The organism is Streptomyces doebereineriae, assembly GCF_031845645.1.
Classification (GTDB): Bacteria; Actinomycetota; Actinomycetes; order Streptomycetales; family Streptomycetaceae; genus Streptomyces; species Streptomyces canus.
The window spans coordinates 543227-558539 of record NZ_JAVREZ010000002.1 but is presented as its reverse complement, the minus strand read 5'-3'; the positions used below and the strand labels follow the sequence as shown (position 1 = coordinate 558539).

14 protein-coding genes are annotated in these 15313 nt (G+C 69.8%); 8 read left to right on the top strand and 6 right to left on the bottom strand.

Annotated features, from left to right (window positions below):
* The first annotated feature begins 182 nt into the window (after positions 1–182).
* Positions 183–1751 carry a protein kinase domain-containing protein gene (locus RNB18_RS08125; protein ID WP_311713447.1) on the top strand — a complete coding sequence of 523 codons (1569 nt, stop codon included), beginning with the start codon at positions 183–185 and terminating at the stop codon, positions 1749–1751.
* A 76-nt stretch (positions 1752–1827) separates the two neighbouring features.
* On the opposite strand, the gene RNB18_RS08120 is transcribed toward RNB18_RS08125, so the two are convergent.
* Positions 1828–3108: a phosphotransferase gene (locus RNB18_RS08120; protein ID WP_311713446.1), complete on the bottom strand. Its 1281-nt coding sequence runs from the start codon at positions 3106–3108 to the stop codon at positions 1828–1830.
* Positions 3109–3601: 493 nt separating this feature from the next.
* Here RNB18_RS08120 and pdhA point away from each other — a divergent pair, with 493 nt between their 5' ends.
* Genes pdhA through RNB18_RS08105 form a run of 3 tightly spaced genes read left to right on the top strand, consistent with a single transcriptional unit; the run spans position 3602 to position 7183 of the window.
* Entirely contained in the window at positions 3602–4750 is a 1149-nt protein-coding gene (gene pdhA / locus RNB18_RS08115; RefSeq protein WP_311713445.1) for a pyruvate dehydrogenase (acetyl-transferring) E1 component subunit alpha, read from the top strand.
* A 2-nt stretch (positions 4751–4752) separates the two neighbouring features.
* Positions 4753–5748, top strand: coding sequence for an alpha-ketoacid dehydrogenase subunit beta (locus tag RNB18_RS08110; RefSeq protein WP_311713444.1), 996 nt, complete (start codon positions 4753–4755; stop codon positions 5746–5748).
* 10 nt (positions 5749–5758) lie between these two features.
* Positions 5759–7183 (top strand): dihydrolipoamide acetyltransferase family protein, encoded by a 1425-nt coding sequence (locus tag RNB18_RS08105; protein WP_311713443.1) that lies wholly within the window; start codon positions 5759–5761, stop codon positions 7181–7183.
* Positions 7184–7259: 76 nt separating this feature from the next.
* Here the strand turns inward: RNB18_RS08105 and RNB18_RS08100 are convergent, their stop codons facing one another.
* Positions 7260–8159: a D-alanyl-D-alanine carboxypeptidase family protein gene (locus tag RNB18_RS08100; protein ID WP_311713442.1), complete on the bottom strand. Its 900-nt coding sequence runs from the start codon at positions 8157–8159 to the stop codon at positions 7260–7262.
* A gap of 209 nt (positions 8160–8368) precedes the next feature.
* Here RNB18_RS08100 and RNB18_RS08095 point away from each other — a divergent pair, with 209 nt between their 5' ends.
* Together RNB18_RS08095 and RNB18_RS08090 are read left to right on the top strand one after the other, a co-directional pair.
* Entirely contained in the window at positions 8369–9019 is a 651-nt protein-coding gene (locus RNB18_RS08095) for a GntR family transcriptional regulator (protein ID WP_266516581.1), read from the top strand.
* Positions 9020–9081: 62 nt separating this feature from the next.
* On the top strand, positions 9082–10329 hold the full coding sequence (locus RNB18_RS08090) for an MFS transporter (RefSeq protein WP_311713441.1): 1248 nt from the start codon (positions 9082–9084) through the stop codon (positions 10327–10329).
* 70 nt (positions 10330–10399) lie between these two features.
* On the opposite strand, the gene RNB18_RS08085 is transcribed toward RNB18_RS08090, so the two are convergent.
* Entirely contained in the window at positions 10400–11224 is an 825-nt protein-coding gene (locus tag RNB18_RS08085; protein ID WP_311713440.1) for a maleylpyruvate isomerase family mycothiol-dependent enzyme, read from the bottom strand.
* Between the two features lie 182 nt (positions 11225–11406).
* Here RNB18_RS08085 and RNB18_RS08080 point away from each other — a divergent pair, with 182 nt between their 5' ends.
* Positions 11407–12180, top strand: coding sequence for a carbon-nitrogen family hydrolase (locus RNB18_RS08080; protein WP_311713439.1), 774 nt, complete (start codon positions 11407–11409; stop codon positions 12178–12180).
* Between the two features lie 12 nt (positions 12181–12192).
* On the opposite strand, the gene RNB18_RS08075 is transcribed toward RNB18_RS08080, so the two are convergent.
* Entirely contained in the window at positions 12193–12690 is a 498-nt protein-coding gene (locus RNB18_RS08075; protein WP_307077145.1) for an LURP-one-related/scramblase family protein, read from the bottom strand.
* Between the two features lie 359 nt (positions 12691–13049).
* On the opposite strand from RNB18_RS08075, the gene RNB18_RS08070 reads away from it, so the two are divergent.
* Positions 13050–13883 (top strand): PIG-L family deacetylase, encoded by an 834-nt coding sequence (locus tag RNB18_RS08070; protein ID WP_311713438.1) that lies wholly within the window; start codon positions 13050–13052, stop codon positions 13881–13883.
* A gap of 73 nt (positions 13884–13956) precedes the next feature.
* Here RNB18_RS08070 and RNB18_RS08065 read toward each other — a convergent pair whose 3' ends face one another.
* A complete protein-coding gene (locus tag RNB18_RS08065) occupies positions 13957–14115 on the bottom strand; it encodes a hypothetical protein (RefSeq protein WP_167368232.1) in 159 nt (52 codons plus the stop codon).
* Positions 14116–14143: 28 nt separating this feature from the next.
* Positions 14144–15238 carry a glycosyltransferase gene (locus RNB18_RS08060; RefSeq protein ID WP_311713437.1) on the bottom strand — a complete coding sequence of 365 codons (1095 nt, stop codon included), beginning with the start codon at positions 15236–15238 and terminating at the stop codon, positions 14144–14146.
* Positions 15239–15313 lie beyond the last annotated feature (75 nt).

Sequence of the window (15313 nt, the reverse complement as noted above, 5' to 3'; positions counted from 1 at the left end):
GCCCTACGGCCGGTACACAGGATTTGCACGTCGAGACGTCATACAGGTTTGATGGCCGGTCCGTCTCGGGCCGGTCCCTGGGCTCATCCCGGACCGGCGGCTTGCGCGAAGGCTGTAGCGTGGGCCGACGGAGACCGTGACAACACCGCGCGCACCGCGGGCAGAAACGACGGCGAGGACCGATGGCACAGCAGCAGCGCGCTCAGGGCCCGTCCGACCCCGAGGCGACTGGCGGCGGAATGTCAGATGCGCCGGAGCTGTGGGGTAACGGCGGACTGGTGGGGGACGGCCGATATCGGCTGACCCGCAGACTCGGCCGGGGTGGTATGGCCGAGGTGTTCGCGGCCGAGGACGTACGGCTCGGCCGCACCGTGGCGGTCAAGCTGCTGCGCGCCGACCTCGCCGAGGACCCGACCTCCAAGGCCCGCTTCACGCGCGAGGCCCAGTCCGTGGCCGGCCTCAACCACCACGCGATCGTCGCCGTGTACGACTCCGGCGAGGACTTCGTGGGCGGCCAGTCGGTGCCGTACATCGTCATGGAGATCGTCGAGGGACGGACGATCCGGGATCTGCTGCTCAACGCCGAGGCGCCCGGACCCGAGCAGGCGCTGATCATCGTCTCCGGGGTCCTGGAGGCGCTCGCCTACTCGCACCAGCACGGCATCGTGCACCGCGACATCAAGCCGGCGAACGTGATCATCACGCACAACGGCGCCGTCAAGGTCATGGACTTCGGCATCGCCCGCGCCCTGCACGGCGCGTCCACGACGATGACGCAGACCGGCATGGTCATGGGCACCCCGCAGTACCTCTCCCCGGAGCAGGCCCTCGGCAAGGCGGTCGACCACCGCTCCGACCTGTACGCCACGGGTTGCCTGCTCTACGAACTCCTCGCCCTGCGGCCGCCGTTCACGGGTGAGACCCCGCTCTCCGTCGTCTACCAGCACGTCCAGGACATCCCGACGCCTCCGTCGCAGGTCTCCGACGCCGTCCCGCCGGAGCTCGACGGCCTGGTCATGCGCTCGCTCGCCAAGGAGCCGGACGACCGTTTCCAGACGGCCGAGGAGATGCGCGGGCTCGTCCAGTACGGCCTGCAGATGCTGTACGACCAGGGCGGCCACACCGGCACCTGGAACACCGGCCCGGTGACGGCGCACGACGGCCGCGGCACGCCCTCCGCGGGCTTCGCGAGCACCAGCGTGCTGCCGCACCCCGGCGACTCCTCCGGCACCACCCAGATTCCGCAGCCGATCCTGCCCTCCGGTTACAGCGGCGGGGACGACGGCGGCTTCGAGGGACATGGCAACCGGGGCAGCGGCCGCGGCAAGCTGTGGATCCTCGCCGTCCTCGCGGTGATCGCCGTCGCGGCGGGCGTCGCCCTGGCGCTCAACGGCGGCGGCGGTGGCGGGGGCGGTGGCGGCACCGGCACGTCCGTGACGCCGTCCACCTCGCAGAGCACCGACGACCAGACGGCCAGCGAGACGCCGAGCGACGAGCCGACCGAGGAGGAGACCGACACGTCCACGGACAACAGCGGCGACTCCGGAGGCTCCGGCTACACGCCGTCCTATACGCCGTCGTACACGCCCTCGTACACGCCTTCGCCCACGGCGACCCAGCCGTCCGAGACGGCGACGGAGCCGACGGACACGGCCGAGCCGACCGATACGGCGCCGGAGCCGACGGAGTCGGCGGACCCGACCGGCGACCTGGTCGGGGGCACGCAAGGCGGCGACGGCGGCGACTCCTGACCGCCCGCAACTCTTCACGCGCGCGTGGCCCCGGGAACGGGCGCCACGCGCGCGTGCCGTTTCCGAGGCCGCCGCGTCATCCCACGAACGCGTCGCACACCGCCTCGTACTCCCGCGTCCACCACACCACCAGCGCCGACGCCGCCGGGAACTGGGAATCCGCGCGGGTGTCACCCCGCTCGTAGTGCCAGCGCAGCATCCAGAAGTCGTTGAGGCGCTCCCACCACACGCGATGCACGGCCGCCGCGAGTTCCGAGGGAGTGGCTCCCGCCGTACGCCGGTACGCGCGCGCGTACGCCCGCACCTTCGGCAGGTCGAGCGTCCCCGCGGGACGTACGAAGAAGATCGCGGCGGCGCGTACGGCCTCCTCCGCGCGGGGCTTCACGCCGAGCCGGTCCCAGTCGACGATCGCGGCGGGCGCGTCACCCCGGTACAGCAGGTTGAAGGGGTGGAAGTCCCCGTGTACCCAGCCCACCGGCCCACTGTGCGGAGGCCGCCGTCCCAGGTGCTGTTCGAGCAGTGACCGCCGCTCCAGGAGCCGGTGCCGGGCCAGCTCGTCGAAGGAGTCGGCCGGACGGTGTCCGCGCACGCGCGCGAGGAGGTCGTCGATGAGCGCGAAGGTGGCGGCGGGGTCGGCGCCGGCGTCGACGGGTGGCGCGGTCCCGGTGTGGACGTGTGGGTGACCGGCGTGCGGCTTCCCGGCGCGGGCGCCGTGGGCAGGCGCGGTGGCATGGCGCGTGGATGCGGCGCGTTCTGCACCTGGCGCGCTCCGGGCCGCCCGCGCGCGGTGCCGGTCGTCCGGGACGCCTTCACCCGGCGGTGCGAGGCGCCGGCGATCCGATGTTCCGGCGCCCGACGGCGTGCGCGGCTCGCTGTCCGGGGCGCCTTCGTCGGTTCGTGCGCCTCCGCGCGTCGACGCACTCTTCTCCCCCTGCTCGCACCCCTCCACCGGCATCACCCGCTCCAGGCTCGCGTGCACCACCCCCAGCAGCGCCCCGAGTCGGCCGCACTGTTCGGCGGTGAGCTGGGCGCCGTGGCGATGGCGGCCCTCGATCCAGGGGTGGAGGGCGTAGGCGTGGCCGCCGACGACCGCGACGGTGCGGCCGTCGTGGGCCGGTAGGGGCGGGGCGACCGGGACGCCGAGGGCGGCCAGGCGCTGGGTGGCGCCGTGCTGGCGGGCGATCGCCTCGGGGGCGGCCGTCTCGGGGTCGAAGTGGTGCTTGAGGAAATAGCGGCCGCGGGTCGTGCGGAGCCGGTAGCCGCGGTTGAGAAGGCCTTGGTCGACGGGATCGCAGGCGAGGGCGGATCCGGCGGCGTACTGGCGGAGGAGGGCGCCCAGCGGGGGCGCGTGAGGCATGAGAGGTGGTACGGGAGAGCGCGGCACGCGCCAGATGCTAGGGCACGGGCCAGCGCTGTGAGCTGGGAGTTGTCACGTGCAGTCACGGAACGACACAGTAAGTCGCTGTCGGTCCCCTTCGGTCACGGACTTCTTGCGCACTCGGCAAGTCGGACGCGGATGCTCTTCCGGTGACCAGGGTCGACGGGATAACGTGCCGTTGCTCCGGCCTCCTGCAAGGCTGTGACCAGCGCCCCTTCCAGCCTTTTCCGATTTACTTGGAAATCCAAGCAAAATCGCAGGTCAAAGGGGGTTTCACAGAAATGTGGAGCACTGGGTAACGTGATTCTTGCAGGGCGCTCGCCGGGGCACCTGTCACGCCTGTTCCGGCCAAGTGACACCCACCCCGTGCACGGGTGTCGGAAACAGGTGAGCCGCTTCCCCAGGCTCTGAACGAGTTGGGGGACCCCCAGCTCCCGGCAACCCCGAGGGCCGGACCGACGGAGGAGCACACGTGACCGTGGAGAGCACTGCCGCGCGCAAGCCGCGACGCAGCGCCGGGACGAGGAAGTCCCCGAGCACCAAGCCCGAACTGGTTCAGTTGCTGACGCCCGAGGGCAAGCGCGTCAAGAACGCCGAGTACGACAAGTACGTCGCCGACATCACCCCCGAAGAGCTCCGCGGCCTCTACCGCGACATGGTGCTCACCCGCCGCTTCGACGCCGAGGCCACCTCCCTGCAGCGCCAGGGCGAGCTGGGCCTGTGGGCTTCGCTGCTCGGCCAGGAGGCCGCCCAGATCGGATCGGGACGGGCGCTGCGCGACGACGACTACGTCTTCCCCACCTACCGCGAGCACGGCGTGGCCTGGTGCCGCGGGGTCGACCCGACCAACCTGCTCGGCATGTTCCGCGGGGTGAACAACGGCGGCTGGGACCCCAACGGGAACAACTTCCACCTCTATACGATCGTCATCGGCTCCCAGACGCTGCACGCCACGGGCTACGCGATGGGCGTCGCCAAGGACGGCGCCGACTCCGCGGTCATCGCCTACTTCGGCGACGGCGCCTCCAGTCAGGGCGACGTGGCCGAATCGTTCACCTTCTCCGCGGTCTACAACGCCCCGGTCGTGTTCTTCTGCCAGAACAACCAGTGGGCCATCTCCGAGCCGACCGAGAGGCAGACCCGCGTCCCGCTCTACCAGCGCGCGCAGGGCTTCGGCTTCCCCGGCGTACGGGTCGACGGCAATGACGTGCTCGCGTCGCTGGCCGTCACCAAGTGGGCTCTGGAGCGGGCTCGCAGCGGCGAGGGACCGACGCTCGTCGAGGCCTACACGTACCGCATGGGCGCCCACACCACCTCCGACGACCCGAGCAAGTACCGGGCCGACGAGGAGCGCGAGGCCTGGGAGGCGAAGGACCCGATCCTGCGCCTTCGCCGGTACCTGGAGTCCTCAAACCACGCGGACGAGGGATTCTTCGCGGAACTGGAGACCGAGTCCGAGGCGTTGGGCAGGCGAGTGCGTGAGGCGGTCCGTGCCATGCCGGACCCGGATCGCTTCGCCCTCTTCGAGCACGCGTACGCGGACGGACACGCGCTCGTCGACGAGGAGCGGGCCGAGTTCGCCGCCTACCAGGCGTCGTTCACGGATGGGGAAGGGGCCTGATCATGGCAGCGGAACACGTGACATCCACGAACATGGCACTGGCCAAGGCGATCAACGAGTCGCTCAGGCGCGCCCTGGACACCGACCCCAAGGTCCTCGTCATGGGCGAGGACGTCGGCAAGCTCGGCGGCGTCTTCCGCGTCACCGACGGCCTCCAGAAGGACTTCGGCGAGGACCGGGTCATCGACACCCCGCTCGCAGAGTCCGGGATCGTCGGCACCGCGATCGGCCTCGCCCTGCGCGGCTACCGCCCGGTGGTGGAGATCCAGTTCGACGGCTTCGTCTTCCCGGCCTACGACCAGATCGTCACCCAGCTCGCGAAGATGCACGCGCGCTCGCTGGGCAAGGTCAAGATGCCCGTCGTCGTCCGTATCCCCTACGGCGGCGGCATCGGCGCCGTGGAGCACCACTCGGAGTCCCCCGAGGCGCTCTTCGCGCACGTGGCGGGCCTGAAGGTGGTCAGTCCCTCCAACCCCTCCGACGCGTACTGGATGATGCAGCAGGCCATCCAGAGCGACGACCCGGTGATCTTCTTCGAGCCCAAGCGCCGGTACTGGGACAAGGGCGAGGTCAACACCGAGGCGATCCCCGGCCCCCTGCACAAGGCCAAGGTGGTCCGTGAGGGCACCGACCTGACCCTCGTCGCGTACGGCCCGATGGTGAAGCTCTGCAAGGAGGTCGCCGACGCGGCCGCCGAGGAGGGCAAGTCGCTGGAGATTCTGGACCTGCGCTCGGTCTCGCCCCTGGACTTCGACTCGATCCAGGCCTCGGTGGAGAAGACCCGCCGTCTGGTCGTGGTGCACGAGGCGCCGGTGTTCTTCGGTTCGGGCGCGGAGATCGCGGCCCGGATCACGGAGCGCTGCTTCTACCACCTGGAGGCCCCGGTACTCAGGGTCGGCGGCTACCACGCCCCCTACCCGCCGGCCCGCCTGGAGGAGGAGTACCTGCCGAGCCTGGACCGGGTACTGGATGCCGTCGACCGCTCGCTGGCGTACTGAGGAGAGGGTCGTGACGACGATGACGGAAGCGTCCGTGCGCGAGTTCAAGATGCCCGACGTGGGCGAGGGGCTCACCGAGGCGGAGATCCTCAAGTGGTATGTCCAGGCCGGTGACACGGTCACCGACGGGCAGGTGGTGTGCGAGGTGGAGACGGCCAAGGCAGCCGTCGAACTGCCCATCCCCTACGACGGTGTGGTGCGCGAGCTGCGCTTCCCCGAGGGCACCACGGTGGACGTGGGCACGGCGATCATCTCGGTGGACGTGGCGGGCGGTGCTCCCGCGGCCCCGGAGACGCCGGCCGAGGCGCCGGAAGCCTCCGCGGCTCCCGATGCCTCCGAGGCTCCCGAGAAGAAGCCGGAGGGCCGTCAGCCGGTCCTGGTCGGTTACGGCGTGGCGGCCTCCTCGACCAAGCGCCGGCCCCGCAAGGGCCCGGAGGTTCCGGTCCAGCAGGCGTCGGTCGCGATCCAGACCGAACTGAACGGCCACGGCCCGGCCGGCACGAGCCCGGCCGCCACCGAGCAGCCCCGCCCGCTGGCCAAGCCCCCGGTGCGCAAGCTGGCCAAGGACCTGGGCGTCGACCTCACCACGGTGATCCCGTCCGGCCCGGACGGCGTCATCACCCGCGAGGACGTCCACGCGGCGGCGACCCCGGCCGAAGCGCCCGCGCCCGAGCCGGCGGTGACGCAGGCCCCGGTCAGTGCCGCGGCGGCTCCCACCGCGTCGTACGACGCCGCCCGCGAGACCCGTGTCCCGGTCAAGGGCGTCCGCAAGGCGACGGCCGCGGCGATGGTCGGTTCGGCGTTCACGGCCCCGCACGTCACGGAGTTCGTGACGGTGGACGTGACCCGCACCCTGAAACTGGTCGAGGAACTCAAGCAGGACAAGGATCTGCAGGGCCTGCGGGTGAACCCCCTCCTGCTGATCGCCAAGGCCCTGCTGGTCGCGATCAAGCGCAACCCCGACATCAACGCCTCCTGGGACGAGACGAACCAGGAGATCGTCCTCAAGCACTACGTCAACCTGGGCATCGCCGCCGCCACCCCCCGTGGCCTGATCGTCCCGAACATCAAGGACGCCCACACCAAGACCCTGCCGCAACTGGCCGAGTCCCTGGGCGAGCTGGTGGCCACGGCCAAGGAGGGTCGCACCAGCCCGGCCGCGATGCAGGGCGGCACCGTCACCATCACCAACGTCGGCGTCTTCGGCGTCGACACCGGAACCCCCATCCTCCCGCCGGGAGAGGCCGCGATCCTCGCCGTCGGCGCGATCAAGCTCCAGCCCTGGGTCCACAAGGGCAAGGTGAAGCCCCGCCAGGTCACCACCCTCGCGCTGAGCTTCGACCACCGTCTGGTGGACGGCGAGTTGGGCTCCAAGGTCCTGGCCGACGTGGCGGCTGTCCTCGAGCAGCCGAAGAAGCTGATCACCTGGGCGTGATCTGCCCGCGGTGGACACGTCGTCCAACGCTGAAGGGGCCCGTCGCTTCCGGCGACGGGCCCCTTCGTGGTCGGCGTCAGCTGATCTTCGCGTAGCCGTAGTTGATGAGCTTCTTCACGTCGCTCGTGCGGTTGGCCGCCGAGGAGGCGGTCATGACCGCGCCGATGACGGACTCGCCGTTCTTCGTGGCGGCGAAGACGAGGCAGTACTTGGAGTCGGTGCCCGAGCCGGTCTTGATGCCGAGCGTGCCGTTCCAGCCGAGCAGGGTGTTGGTGTTCGTCCAGGCACCCATGGTGCGGGTGCTGCCGGTCTTGGTGATCGTCTTCGCCGTGTACTTCTTGGTCTTCACGACGGACTTGAAGGTCGAGCTCTTCATCACGTTGCGGGCGAGCAGCGTGAGGTCCTTCGGCGTCGAGGCGTTCGAACCATTGCTTATTCCGTCGAACGAGTCGAACTTCGTGTTCGCCATGCCGAGGCTCCGGGCAGTCGTGTTCATCTTCGCGATGAAGGACTTGGTACGCGCGGAGACCGTCGAGCCCGAGCCGAACTTGTCGGCGAGGGCCATCGCGGCGTCACAGCCGGACGGCAGCATCATCCCGTAGAGCAGCTGACGGACGGTGACCTTGTCGCCGACGATCAGGTGGGCGGACGAAGCGCCCTTGGAGACGATGTAGTCGCTGTACGCCTTCTTGATCGTGACCTTGGCGTCCAGGTTCAGGTTCGACTGCGAGAGCACGACCTTCGCGGTCATGATCTTCGTGGTGGAAGCGGTCAGCCGCTTCGTGTTCCCCGACTTGCTGTAGAGGGTCGTGCCGGTCGCGCTGTTCATCAGGAATCCGCCCTTGGCGGTGATGGTCGGCGTCGTGAGCGCCTGCGCGGGTGCCGCGGTGAGAGCTCCGGTGGCGAGCACTGCGCCGGTCGTGATGGCGACGGCTGCGGCTCTGCGGACGCGGAGGCCCTTGGTAGCGGTAATCAAGTGAAATACCCCGAATACGGTCGAATGCCCCTGAGTGCGGCCGAGTTGAAGGGGAAGAAAGTGATGCCGCACGTGTGTGACACGTAACTAGCACACAAGGTTGTGCCCGAGATGGGGCGGGTGTGGCTTTCACGGACAGGAGTTCCTGTCGAGGTCCGAATGCTGGAACGGGACTCATCATGCGTACGTGTTGTATCTATGCTGTGGGCATGAGCCTGGCCGTGAAACCGCCTCCCGCCGCAGACCGCGTCTACGCCCACGTCAAGCAGGGTGTCCTGGACCGCCGTTACGAGGGCGGGACTCTGCTCACCGAGGGCGAACTCGGCGAGGCCGTCGGAGTCTCCCGCACGCCTGTGCGAGAGGCGCTGCTGCGTCTCGAGGTCGAGGGGCTGATCAAGCTTTACCCGAAAAAGGGGGCGCTGGTCCTGCCGGTCTCCGCCCAGGAGATCGCCGACGTCGTCGAGACCCGGCAGCTCGTCGAGGGACACGCCGCCCGCAAGGCCGTACCGGCGTCTCCTCAGCTCATCGCGCGCCTCGAGGAACTGCTCGCGCGGCAGAAGGAGCAGGCCGCCGCCGGGGATCTGGCCGGCGCCGCCGTCACCGACCGCTGCTTCCACGCCGAGATCGTCCGAAGCGGCGGCAACGAGATCCTGAACCGGCTCTACGACCAACTCCGCGACCGCCAGCTCAGGATGGGCGTCGCCGTGATGCACGCCCACCCGGACCGCATCACCAAGACCCTCGCCGAGCACGAGCAGATCCTCCAGGCACTGCGCTCCGGCGACGCGGAGGCGGTCGTAGGCCTGATTCACGGGCACGTCGAGTGGTTCTCCCACCTCGCCCGGGGTGAGCTCCGGTGAACAAGTCCACTCTTCCGGGTGGCTCTTCCGCAGAAGGGGCACCCCCAGGCGGCCGACGCGCTATGGCCGTGTGGGGCATCGGCGTCTCCGTCTACTTCGTCGCGGTCATCTTCCGTACGTCCCTAGGAGTTGCCGGCCTTGACGCGGCCGACCGCTTCCATGTGAACGCCTCGGCCCTGTCGACCTTCTCGATCGTCCAACTCCTCGTCTACGCGGGCATGCAGATACCCGTCGGCCTGCTCGTGGACCGGCTCGGCACCAAGAAGGTGCTGACGCTCGGCGTGGTCCTCTTCACGGCGGGGCAGCTCGGCTTCGCGTTCTCCCCGTCGTACGGAACGGCCCTCGCCTCGCGCGCCCTGCTCGGCTGCGGCGACGCGATGACGTTCATCAGCGTGCTCCGCCTGGGCACCCGTTGGTTCCCGGCCCGGCGCGGTCCGCTGGTCGCGCAGCTCGCCGGGCTCGCCGGCATGGCGGGCAACCTGGTCTCCACACTGGTCCTGGCCAGGCTCCTGCACGGCATCGGCTGGACCCCCGCGTTCGCGGGCAGCTCGCTCGCGGGTGTGGTGGTGCTGGTCCTGCTGCTCCTCTTCCTCAAGGACCACCCCGAGGGACAGGAGCCGGAGCCGTTCCCGCACCAGGGGGCGGCCTATGTACGGCGGCAGATCGCCGCGTCCTGGCGGGAGCCCGGCACCCGGCTCGGGCTGTGGGTGCACTTCACGACCCAGTTCCCGGCAATGGTGTTCCTGCTGCTGTGGGGCCTGCCGTTCCTCGTCGAGGCGCAGGGGCTGTCCCGGGCGACGGCGGGCGAACTGCTCACTCTCGTCGTGCTGTCCAACATGGTCGTCGGTCTGGTCTACGGCCAGCTCGTCGCCCGGCACCACGAGGCGCGGCTGCCGCTCGCGCTCGGGACCGTGGGGGCGACGGCGCTGCTGTGGGCGGCCACGCTGGCCTACCCCGGCGAGCGCGCGCCGATGTGGCTGCTGATCGTGCTGTGCGTCGTGCTCGGCTCGTGCGGACCGGCCTCGATGCTCGGTTTCGACTTCGCGCGGCCGGCGAACCCGCCGGAGCGGCAGGGGACCGCGTCCGGCATCACCAACATGGGCGGGTTCGTCGCGTCGATGACCACCCTGTTCGCCGTCGGTGTGCTCCTGGACGCCACCGACGACAACTACTCCGTCGCCTTCTCCTCCGTCTTCGTACTCCAGGCGCTCGGCGTCAGCCAGATCCTGCGGCTGCGTGGACGGGCGGCCCGGCGGGAGCGGGAGCGGCTGGTGGCGAGCCGGGTGGAGACGGTCCACGTGCCCGCCTGACCGGACGCCGGCTGACCGGACGTCAGCGCATCGGGCCCGCCACACCCGCCGGGGCGGGCTTCGGCACCCGCTACGGCGTCACCGTGAAGTTCCTGAGGATCGCCGACGTCAGTTCCGGGTCGCCCTCCGCCTTCACGCGGTCCGCCACCGACTCCAGGGTCACGCGGCCGCAGGCCAGGCGGACGTAGGTCTCCCAGTCGAGGGTGAGGGTGGCGGCGGGGCCGAGGGCGGGGGCGGTCTCCAGGGTGCCGCGGCCCTGGATGTCGACGCGTATGGTGCGCAGGAACTCGATGGGACCGTGGACGTCGAAGACGATCGCCGAGCTGCGGGGGGCGTCGGCCTTGACGGCCACTATGTCGGGGAGCGCTTCGAGCAGGACGTCCCGGGCGATGTGCGCGCCGGGGGAGTCGAGGTTGCCGGGCCGGCCCAGGGCGGTGCGCAGGTCCTGTTCGTGCACCCAGACGTTGAAGGCGTGCTGGCGCATGGAGTCCGCGAGCGTCACTTCGGTGCTCAGCGGGCCGCGCACCTTCGTGCCGGGGTCGCGGGAGTCGTTCCGCAGCTGGCGGTTGCGGCGGATGACGACGTACTCCAGCTCGGAGGTCATCTCCGGTGCCGTGTGGTGGCGGCGGACGTCGACCTGCATCTCCATGTACCGCTGGTGGTCGTTGGTCACGTGGAACAGGTCGCGGGGGAGGGTGTGGATGGGGCGCGGGTCGCCCAGCATCTCGCAGTCCAGACCGATGACATGGGACACCACGTCCCGGACCGACCAGCCCGGGCAGGGGGTGCGGCGGTTCCACTCTCCCTCCACGAGGGGCGTCACCAGCTCGGATATCGCATCGATGGAGTGGGTCCAGGCGTCGGCGTAGGGCTGGAGGGTGGGATGCAGACTCACGGAACGGGACCCCTCGGCGGTCGGAGCACGGGCTGGTGATGGCGGCGTTGCCAATGGAGGTGGTGGCTGTCGGCGGGTGTCTTGGAACGCTAAGTTACGCTGCTGTGAGGCACCCCGGCAGTGCTTTCGTGTGACGATCGTAGGCCCGTAATGGACGGCTCGAATGCCAGGACGGTGGTAGTGTGCGCGCCTCTCTGATCCAGATCGCCGTGGATGAGGACGAATCGGTCGAATCGCGTCGGCGTCGCGTGGCGTCCCTGGTACGGGATCAGGCCGGTGCCGACCTCGTCGTGCTGCCGGAGCTGTGGACCACCGGGGCGTTCGCCTTCGAGGGGTTCGGGAACGAGGCCGAGCCGCTGGAAGGGCCGACCCACGAGGTCATGGCGAAGGCCGCGAGCGACGCGGGCGTGTGGCTGCACGCGGGCTCGATCCCCGAGCGGGCCCCTGACGGCACCCTCTACAACACCTCCCTCTTCTTCTCGCCCTCCGGTGAACTGGCCGCCTCCTACCGCAAGATCCACCGCTTCGGTTTCGACAAGGGCGAGGCCGTGCTGATGGGCCGGGGCGAGGACCTGGTGACGGTCCGTCTGCCGGAGACGACCGTCGGCGTCGCCACCTGTTACGACCTCCGTTTCCCCGAACTCTTCCGCGGTCTAGTCGACGCGGGCGCCGAGACCCTGGTGATCCCGGCGGGCTGGCCGGAGCGCCGCCGGGCGCACTGGACGCTGCTGGCCCGGGCGCGGGCGGTCGAGAACCAGGCGTTCGTGCTCGCTTGTGGAACGGCCGGGACGCATGCGCGAGTTCCGCAGGCAGGTCACTCGATCGTGGTGGATCCGTGGGGCGAGGTCCTCGCGGAGGCGGGCGCCGGCGAGGAGATCCTCACGGTGGAGTTCGACCCCGGGAAGGTGGCCGTGACCAGGGAGCAGTTCCCGGCCCTGAAGGACCGGGTGCTCTGAGACCTCAGCAGGTCAGTCGTCCTCCCGCTCCTTCTCGGCGAGGTGGATCACGCACACCGCCACGGCGATGAGCAGCGCCGGGTCCGCGTCGTCCCGGACGATGTCGACGCCGTAGGTCTCCCGCACGTGCAGCCAACGTCGCGAGACCACTGCGAGCAGTTCACCGTCGTACTCGACGGCGAACTCCCGGTCGAGGATCTTGCCGCTGACGTCGAGTTCGGTACTGCCGTCGGCGAGGGCCACCCGGTAGTGATTGCGCAGCAGCGACAGGCGTTTCCGCTTGATCGTCGCCAGCGGTTCGCCGTCCCGTTCGATCAGCATGGTGTCGCGCAGGGCGAGCATCTTCTGGCGGATGTCGATCAGGACCCGCCCGCTGGTGTCCTTCAGCTCGAAGGTGTCCCTGAGGCGCATCGCCTTGCCGTCGACGAGGAACACCTTGTTGCCGTGGTCGTCCTCGATCCAGTAGTCGTCACCGAAGCCGAGGAGCCGGTCGCGTACGAGGAATCTCATGTCGTTACCGCTTCCCCGGCGCCCGCTCCGCAACGCCGCCGGTAGGCCGACGGGCTGAGTCCCGTCTTTCGCCGCACGCGCGTGTGCAGGTTCGAGGCCGGCGGCGGTCAGCGGCTCCCCCGCTCGTTCCCAAGCCCACGAGGGCAGCGGGCCCAGGGACTCGTCCCGTCCCCCGGGCGCCCAGGAGCTGATCTGCACGACGATCATCGACCTGTACCGGCGAGGCGGCCGCGCCGGGAACAGTCGGTCCGGCCGACGCGGTTGCATCGACGAGGGACCGGCGGGATCCGGTCCCCCGGATCGCGGTACGCCCGCACGCACACTCGGACCCAGACGTAATTCCGCAGGAGGACTTCTTCATGACTGACCGGCCCTTGACGCTGATGGCAGTACACGCCCACCCCGACGACGAGGCCACCGGAACCGGAGGGGTCCTCGCGCGGTATGCGGCGGAAGGCATCCGCACGGTGCTCGTGACCTGTACCGACGGCGGCTGCGGCGATGGGCCGGGGGGCGTCAAGCCAGGTGATCCCGGGCACGATCCGGCGGCGGTCGCCCTGCTGCGCCGCCAGGAACTCGAGGCGAGCTGTGACGTCCTGAAGATCAGCGATCTGGAGATGCTGGACTATGCCGACTCCGGGATGATGGGCTGGCCGAGCAACGACGCCCCCGGATCCTTCTGGCAGACCCCCGTGCAGGACGGCGCGGCCCGACTCGCTGAACTCATGCGGCACTACCGACCTGATGTGGTCGTCACCTACGACGAGAACGGCTTCTACGGCCACCCCGACCACATCCAGGCCCACCGGATCACGATGGCGGCGCTGGAGATGACCGCGCTGACGCCGAAGGTGTACTGGACCACGATGCCCCGCTCGATGATGCAGCGGTTCGGCGAGATCATGCGCGAGTTCCATGAGGACATGCCGGAGCCGGACCCCGCCGAGACCGCCGCGCTGGCCGAGATCGGCCTTCCCGACGACGAGATCACCACGTGGGTGGACACCACCGCGTTCAGCGGTCAGAAGTTCGACTCGTTGGCCGCGCACGCCAGCCAGGGCGAGAACATCTTCTTTCTCAGGATGGGCAAGGAGAGGTTCGGCGAGTTCATGGGCATGGAGACCTTCGTCCGTGTCCAGGACGCCACCGGCGCGGCCCTGCCCGAGAACGACCTCTTCGCCGGCCTGCGCTGATCCGCCCCATCCATAAGAAAGGGCGGGCCCGCTTCCCGGGCCCGCCCTTCCCGCTCTGTCTTCAGACGTGCGGTCACCGCCTCCGCGGAACCAGCTTGAACAGCGCGACTCCGGCCGCCACCAGCGTCGTGGCGGTCACGACCATCGCCATGCTGTTCAGCCACAGCCCGGTCGCCGCGAGCGTGGCACCGCCGGCCCCGGTCGTTCCCGCGCCGATCACTCTTCCGTACATGATGTTTCTCCTTCGAGGGACGTGAGGGTCACGTGGCCACCCACTTCTCCTCGCTGCGGCGCAACAGGCCCCACAGCGAGGAGAAGTAGACGGCGTGCTGAAAAAGGTCGTAGAGCATCTCGGGGATCATCAGCGCCGCCACCAGCACGGCACGCGGCCCGGCCCGGCGCACGGAGACCGTCTTCTCGACCACGAAGACGAGCCCGATCGCGGTCCAGAAGGGCGAGAAGCCGGGCCAGCCGTACAGCGCGGTGTACGTGACCATGTAGGTCAGATAGACCAGGAAGGACAGCGCGCCGAACCCCATGAGGAACTGCTGAAGGAAGTAGCGGGCGGTGACACGTGTCCAGCCGTAGTCGCGCAGGTTCTCCAGGGCCCCGCGCTGCCACCGCAGCCGTTGGTGCCACAACTTCCCCAGGGTGGGCATGACCTCGGTGGTGACCGCGCAGCCGGCCGGGGACATCGTCCGGTAACCGAGGGTCTTGACCGCCTTGGTCATCTCGTCGTCCTCGGTGAGCGAGGCGAGGCTGTAGTAGGCGTGGCCGCCGCCGAGCACTCCGTCGCGGCGGGCGACGCGCACCTCGCGCAGGACGCGGGCGCGGAACACGGTGCCGGTGCCGGTGAGTACCTGGGCCTTGCCGCCGGAGCGTTCCAGTTCCCAGGCGTAGCGGTGGAACTCCATGCGCTGGAGGAGGCCGAGCAGACCGCCGCCGTCCTCGCCGTAGAAGACCCCGCCGACGGCACCGACCTTGCGGTTGAAGGTGCCGATCGCCGTCTCGCTGAACGACGGGTCGAGGACGGTGTCGGCGTCCTGCACCAACAGCAGGTCGCGGTCCTCAAGATGGGGCAGCACCCAGGCGATGGCCTGGTTGAGGGCGCCGGCCTTCTTGTGCGTGTTGCCCTGGGTGGCGAAGACCTGGGCGCCGTGCGCGACGGCGATCTCGGCGGTGGCGTCGGTGCAGTTGTCGGCGACCACGACGATCAGGTCGGGACGCCGGGTCTGCCGCCACAGGCCCTGGATCGCGTCGGCGATGCGGTCCTGCTCGTTGTGGGCCGGTATCAGCGCCACCAGGCGCTGCGGGCCGTCGAATTCGTCGGGTGCGGCGTGCGCGCGGCGAGGCATGCCGGTGGGGGCGCGGAGATCTCGGATCGGGCGCCCCGACTGTCGTCGTGGGGTGGAGCACGGGGAGCCCCGGGT

Excerpts from the sequence above, each read along its gene's own strand:
- RNB18_RS08125 (WP_311713447.1), top strand. The coding sequence starts at position 183 with ATGGCACAGCAGCAGCGCGCTCAGGGCCCGTCCGACCCCGAGGCGACT.
- RNB18_RS08120 (WP_311713446.1), bottom strand. The coding sequence starts at position 3,108 with ATGCCTCACGCGCCCCCGCTGGGCGCCCTCCTCCGCCAGTACGCCGCC.
- RNB18_RS08110 (WP_311713444.1), top strand. The coding sequence starts at position 4,753 with ATGGCAGCGGAACACGTGACATCCACGAACATGGCACTGGCCAAGGCG.
- RNB18_RS08095 (WP_266516581.1), top strand. The coding sequence starts at position 8,369 with ATGAGCCTGGCCGTGAAACCGCCTCCCGCCGCAGACCGCGTCTACGCC.
- RNB18_RS08090 (WP_311713441.1), top strand. The coding sequence starts at position 9,082 with ATGGCCGTGTGGGGCATCGGCGTCTCCGTCTACTTCGTCGCGGTCATC.
- RNB18_RS08075 (WP_307077145.1), bottom strand. The coding sequence starts at position 12,690 with ATGAGATTCCTCGTACGCGACCGGCTCCTCGGCTTCGGTGACGACTAC.
- RNB18_RS08070 (WP_311713438.1), top strand. The coding sequence starts at position 13,050 with ATGACTGACCGGCCCTTGACGCTGATGGCAGTACACGCCCACCCCGAC.
- RNB18_RS08065 (WP_167368232.1), bottom strand. The coding sequence starts at position 14,115 with ATGTACGGAAGAGTGATCGGCGCGGGAACGACCGGGGCCGGCGGTGCC.
- RNB18_RS08060 (WP_311713437.1), bottom strand. The coding sequence starts at position 15,238 with ATGCCTCGCCGCGCGCACGCCGCACCCGACGAATTCGACGGCCCGCAG.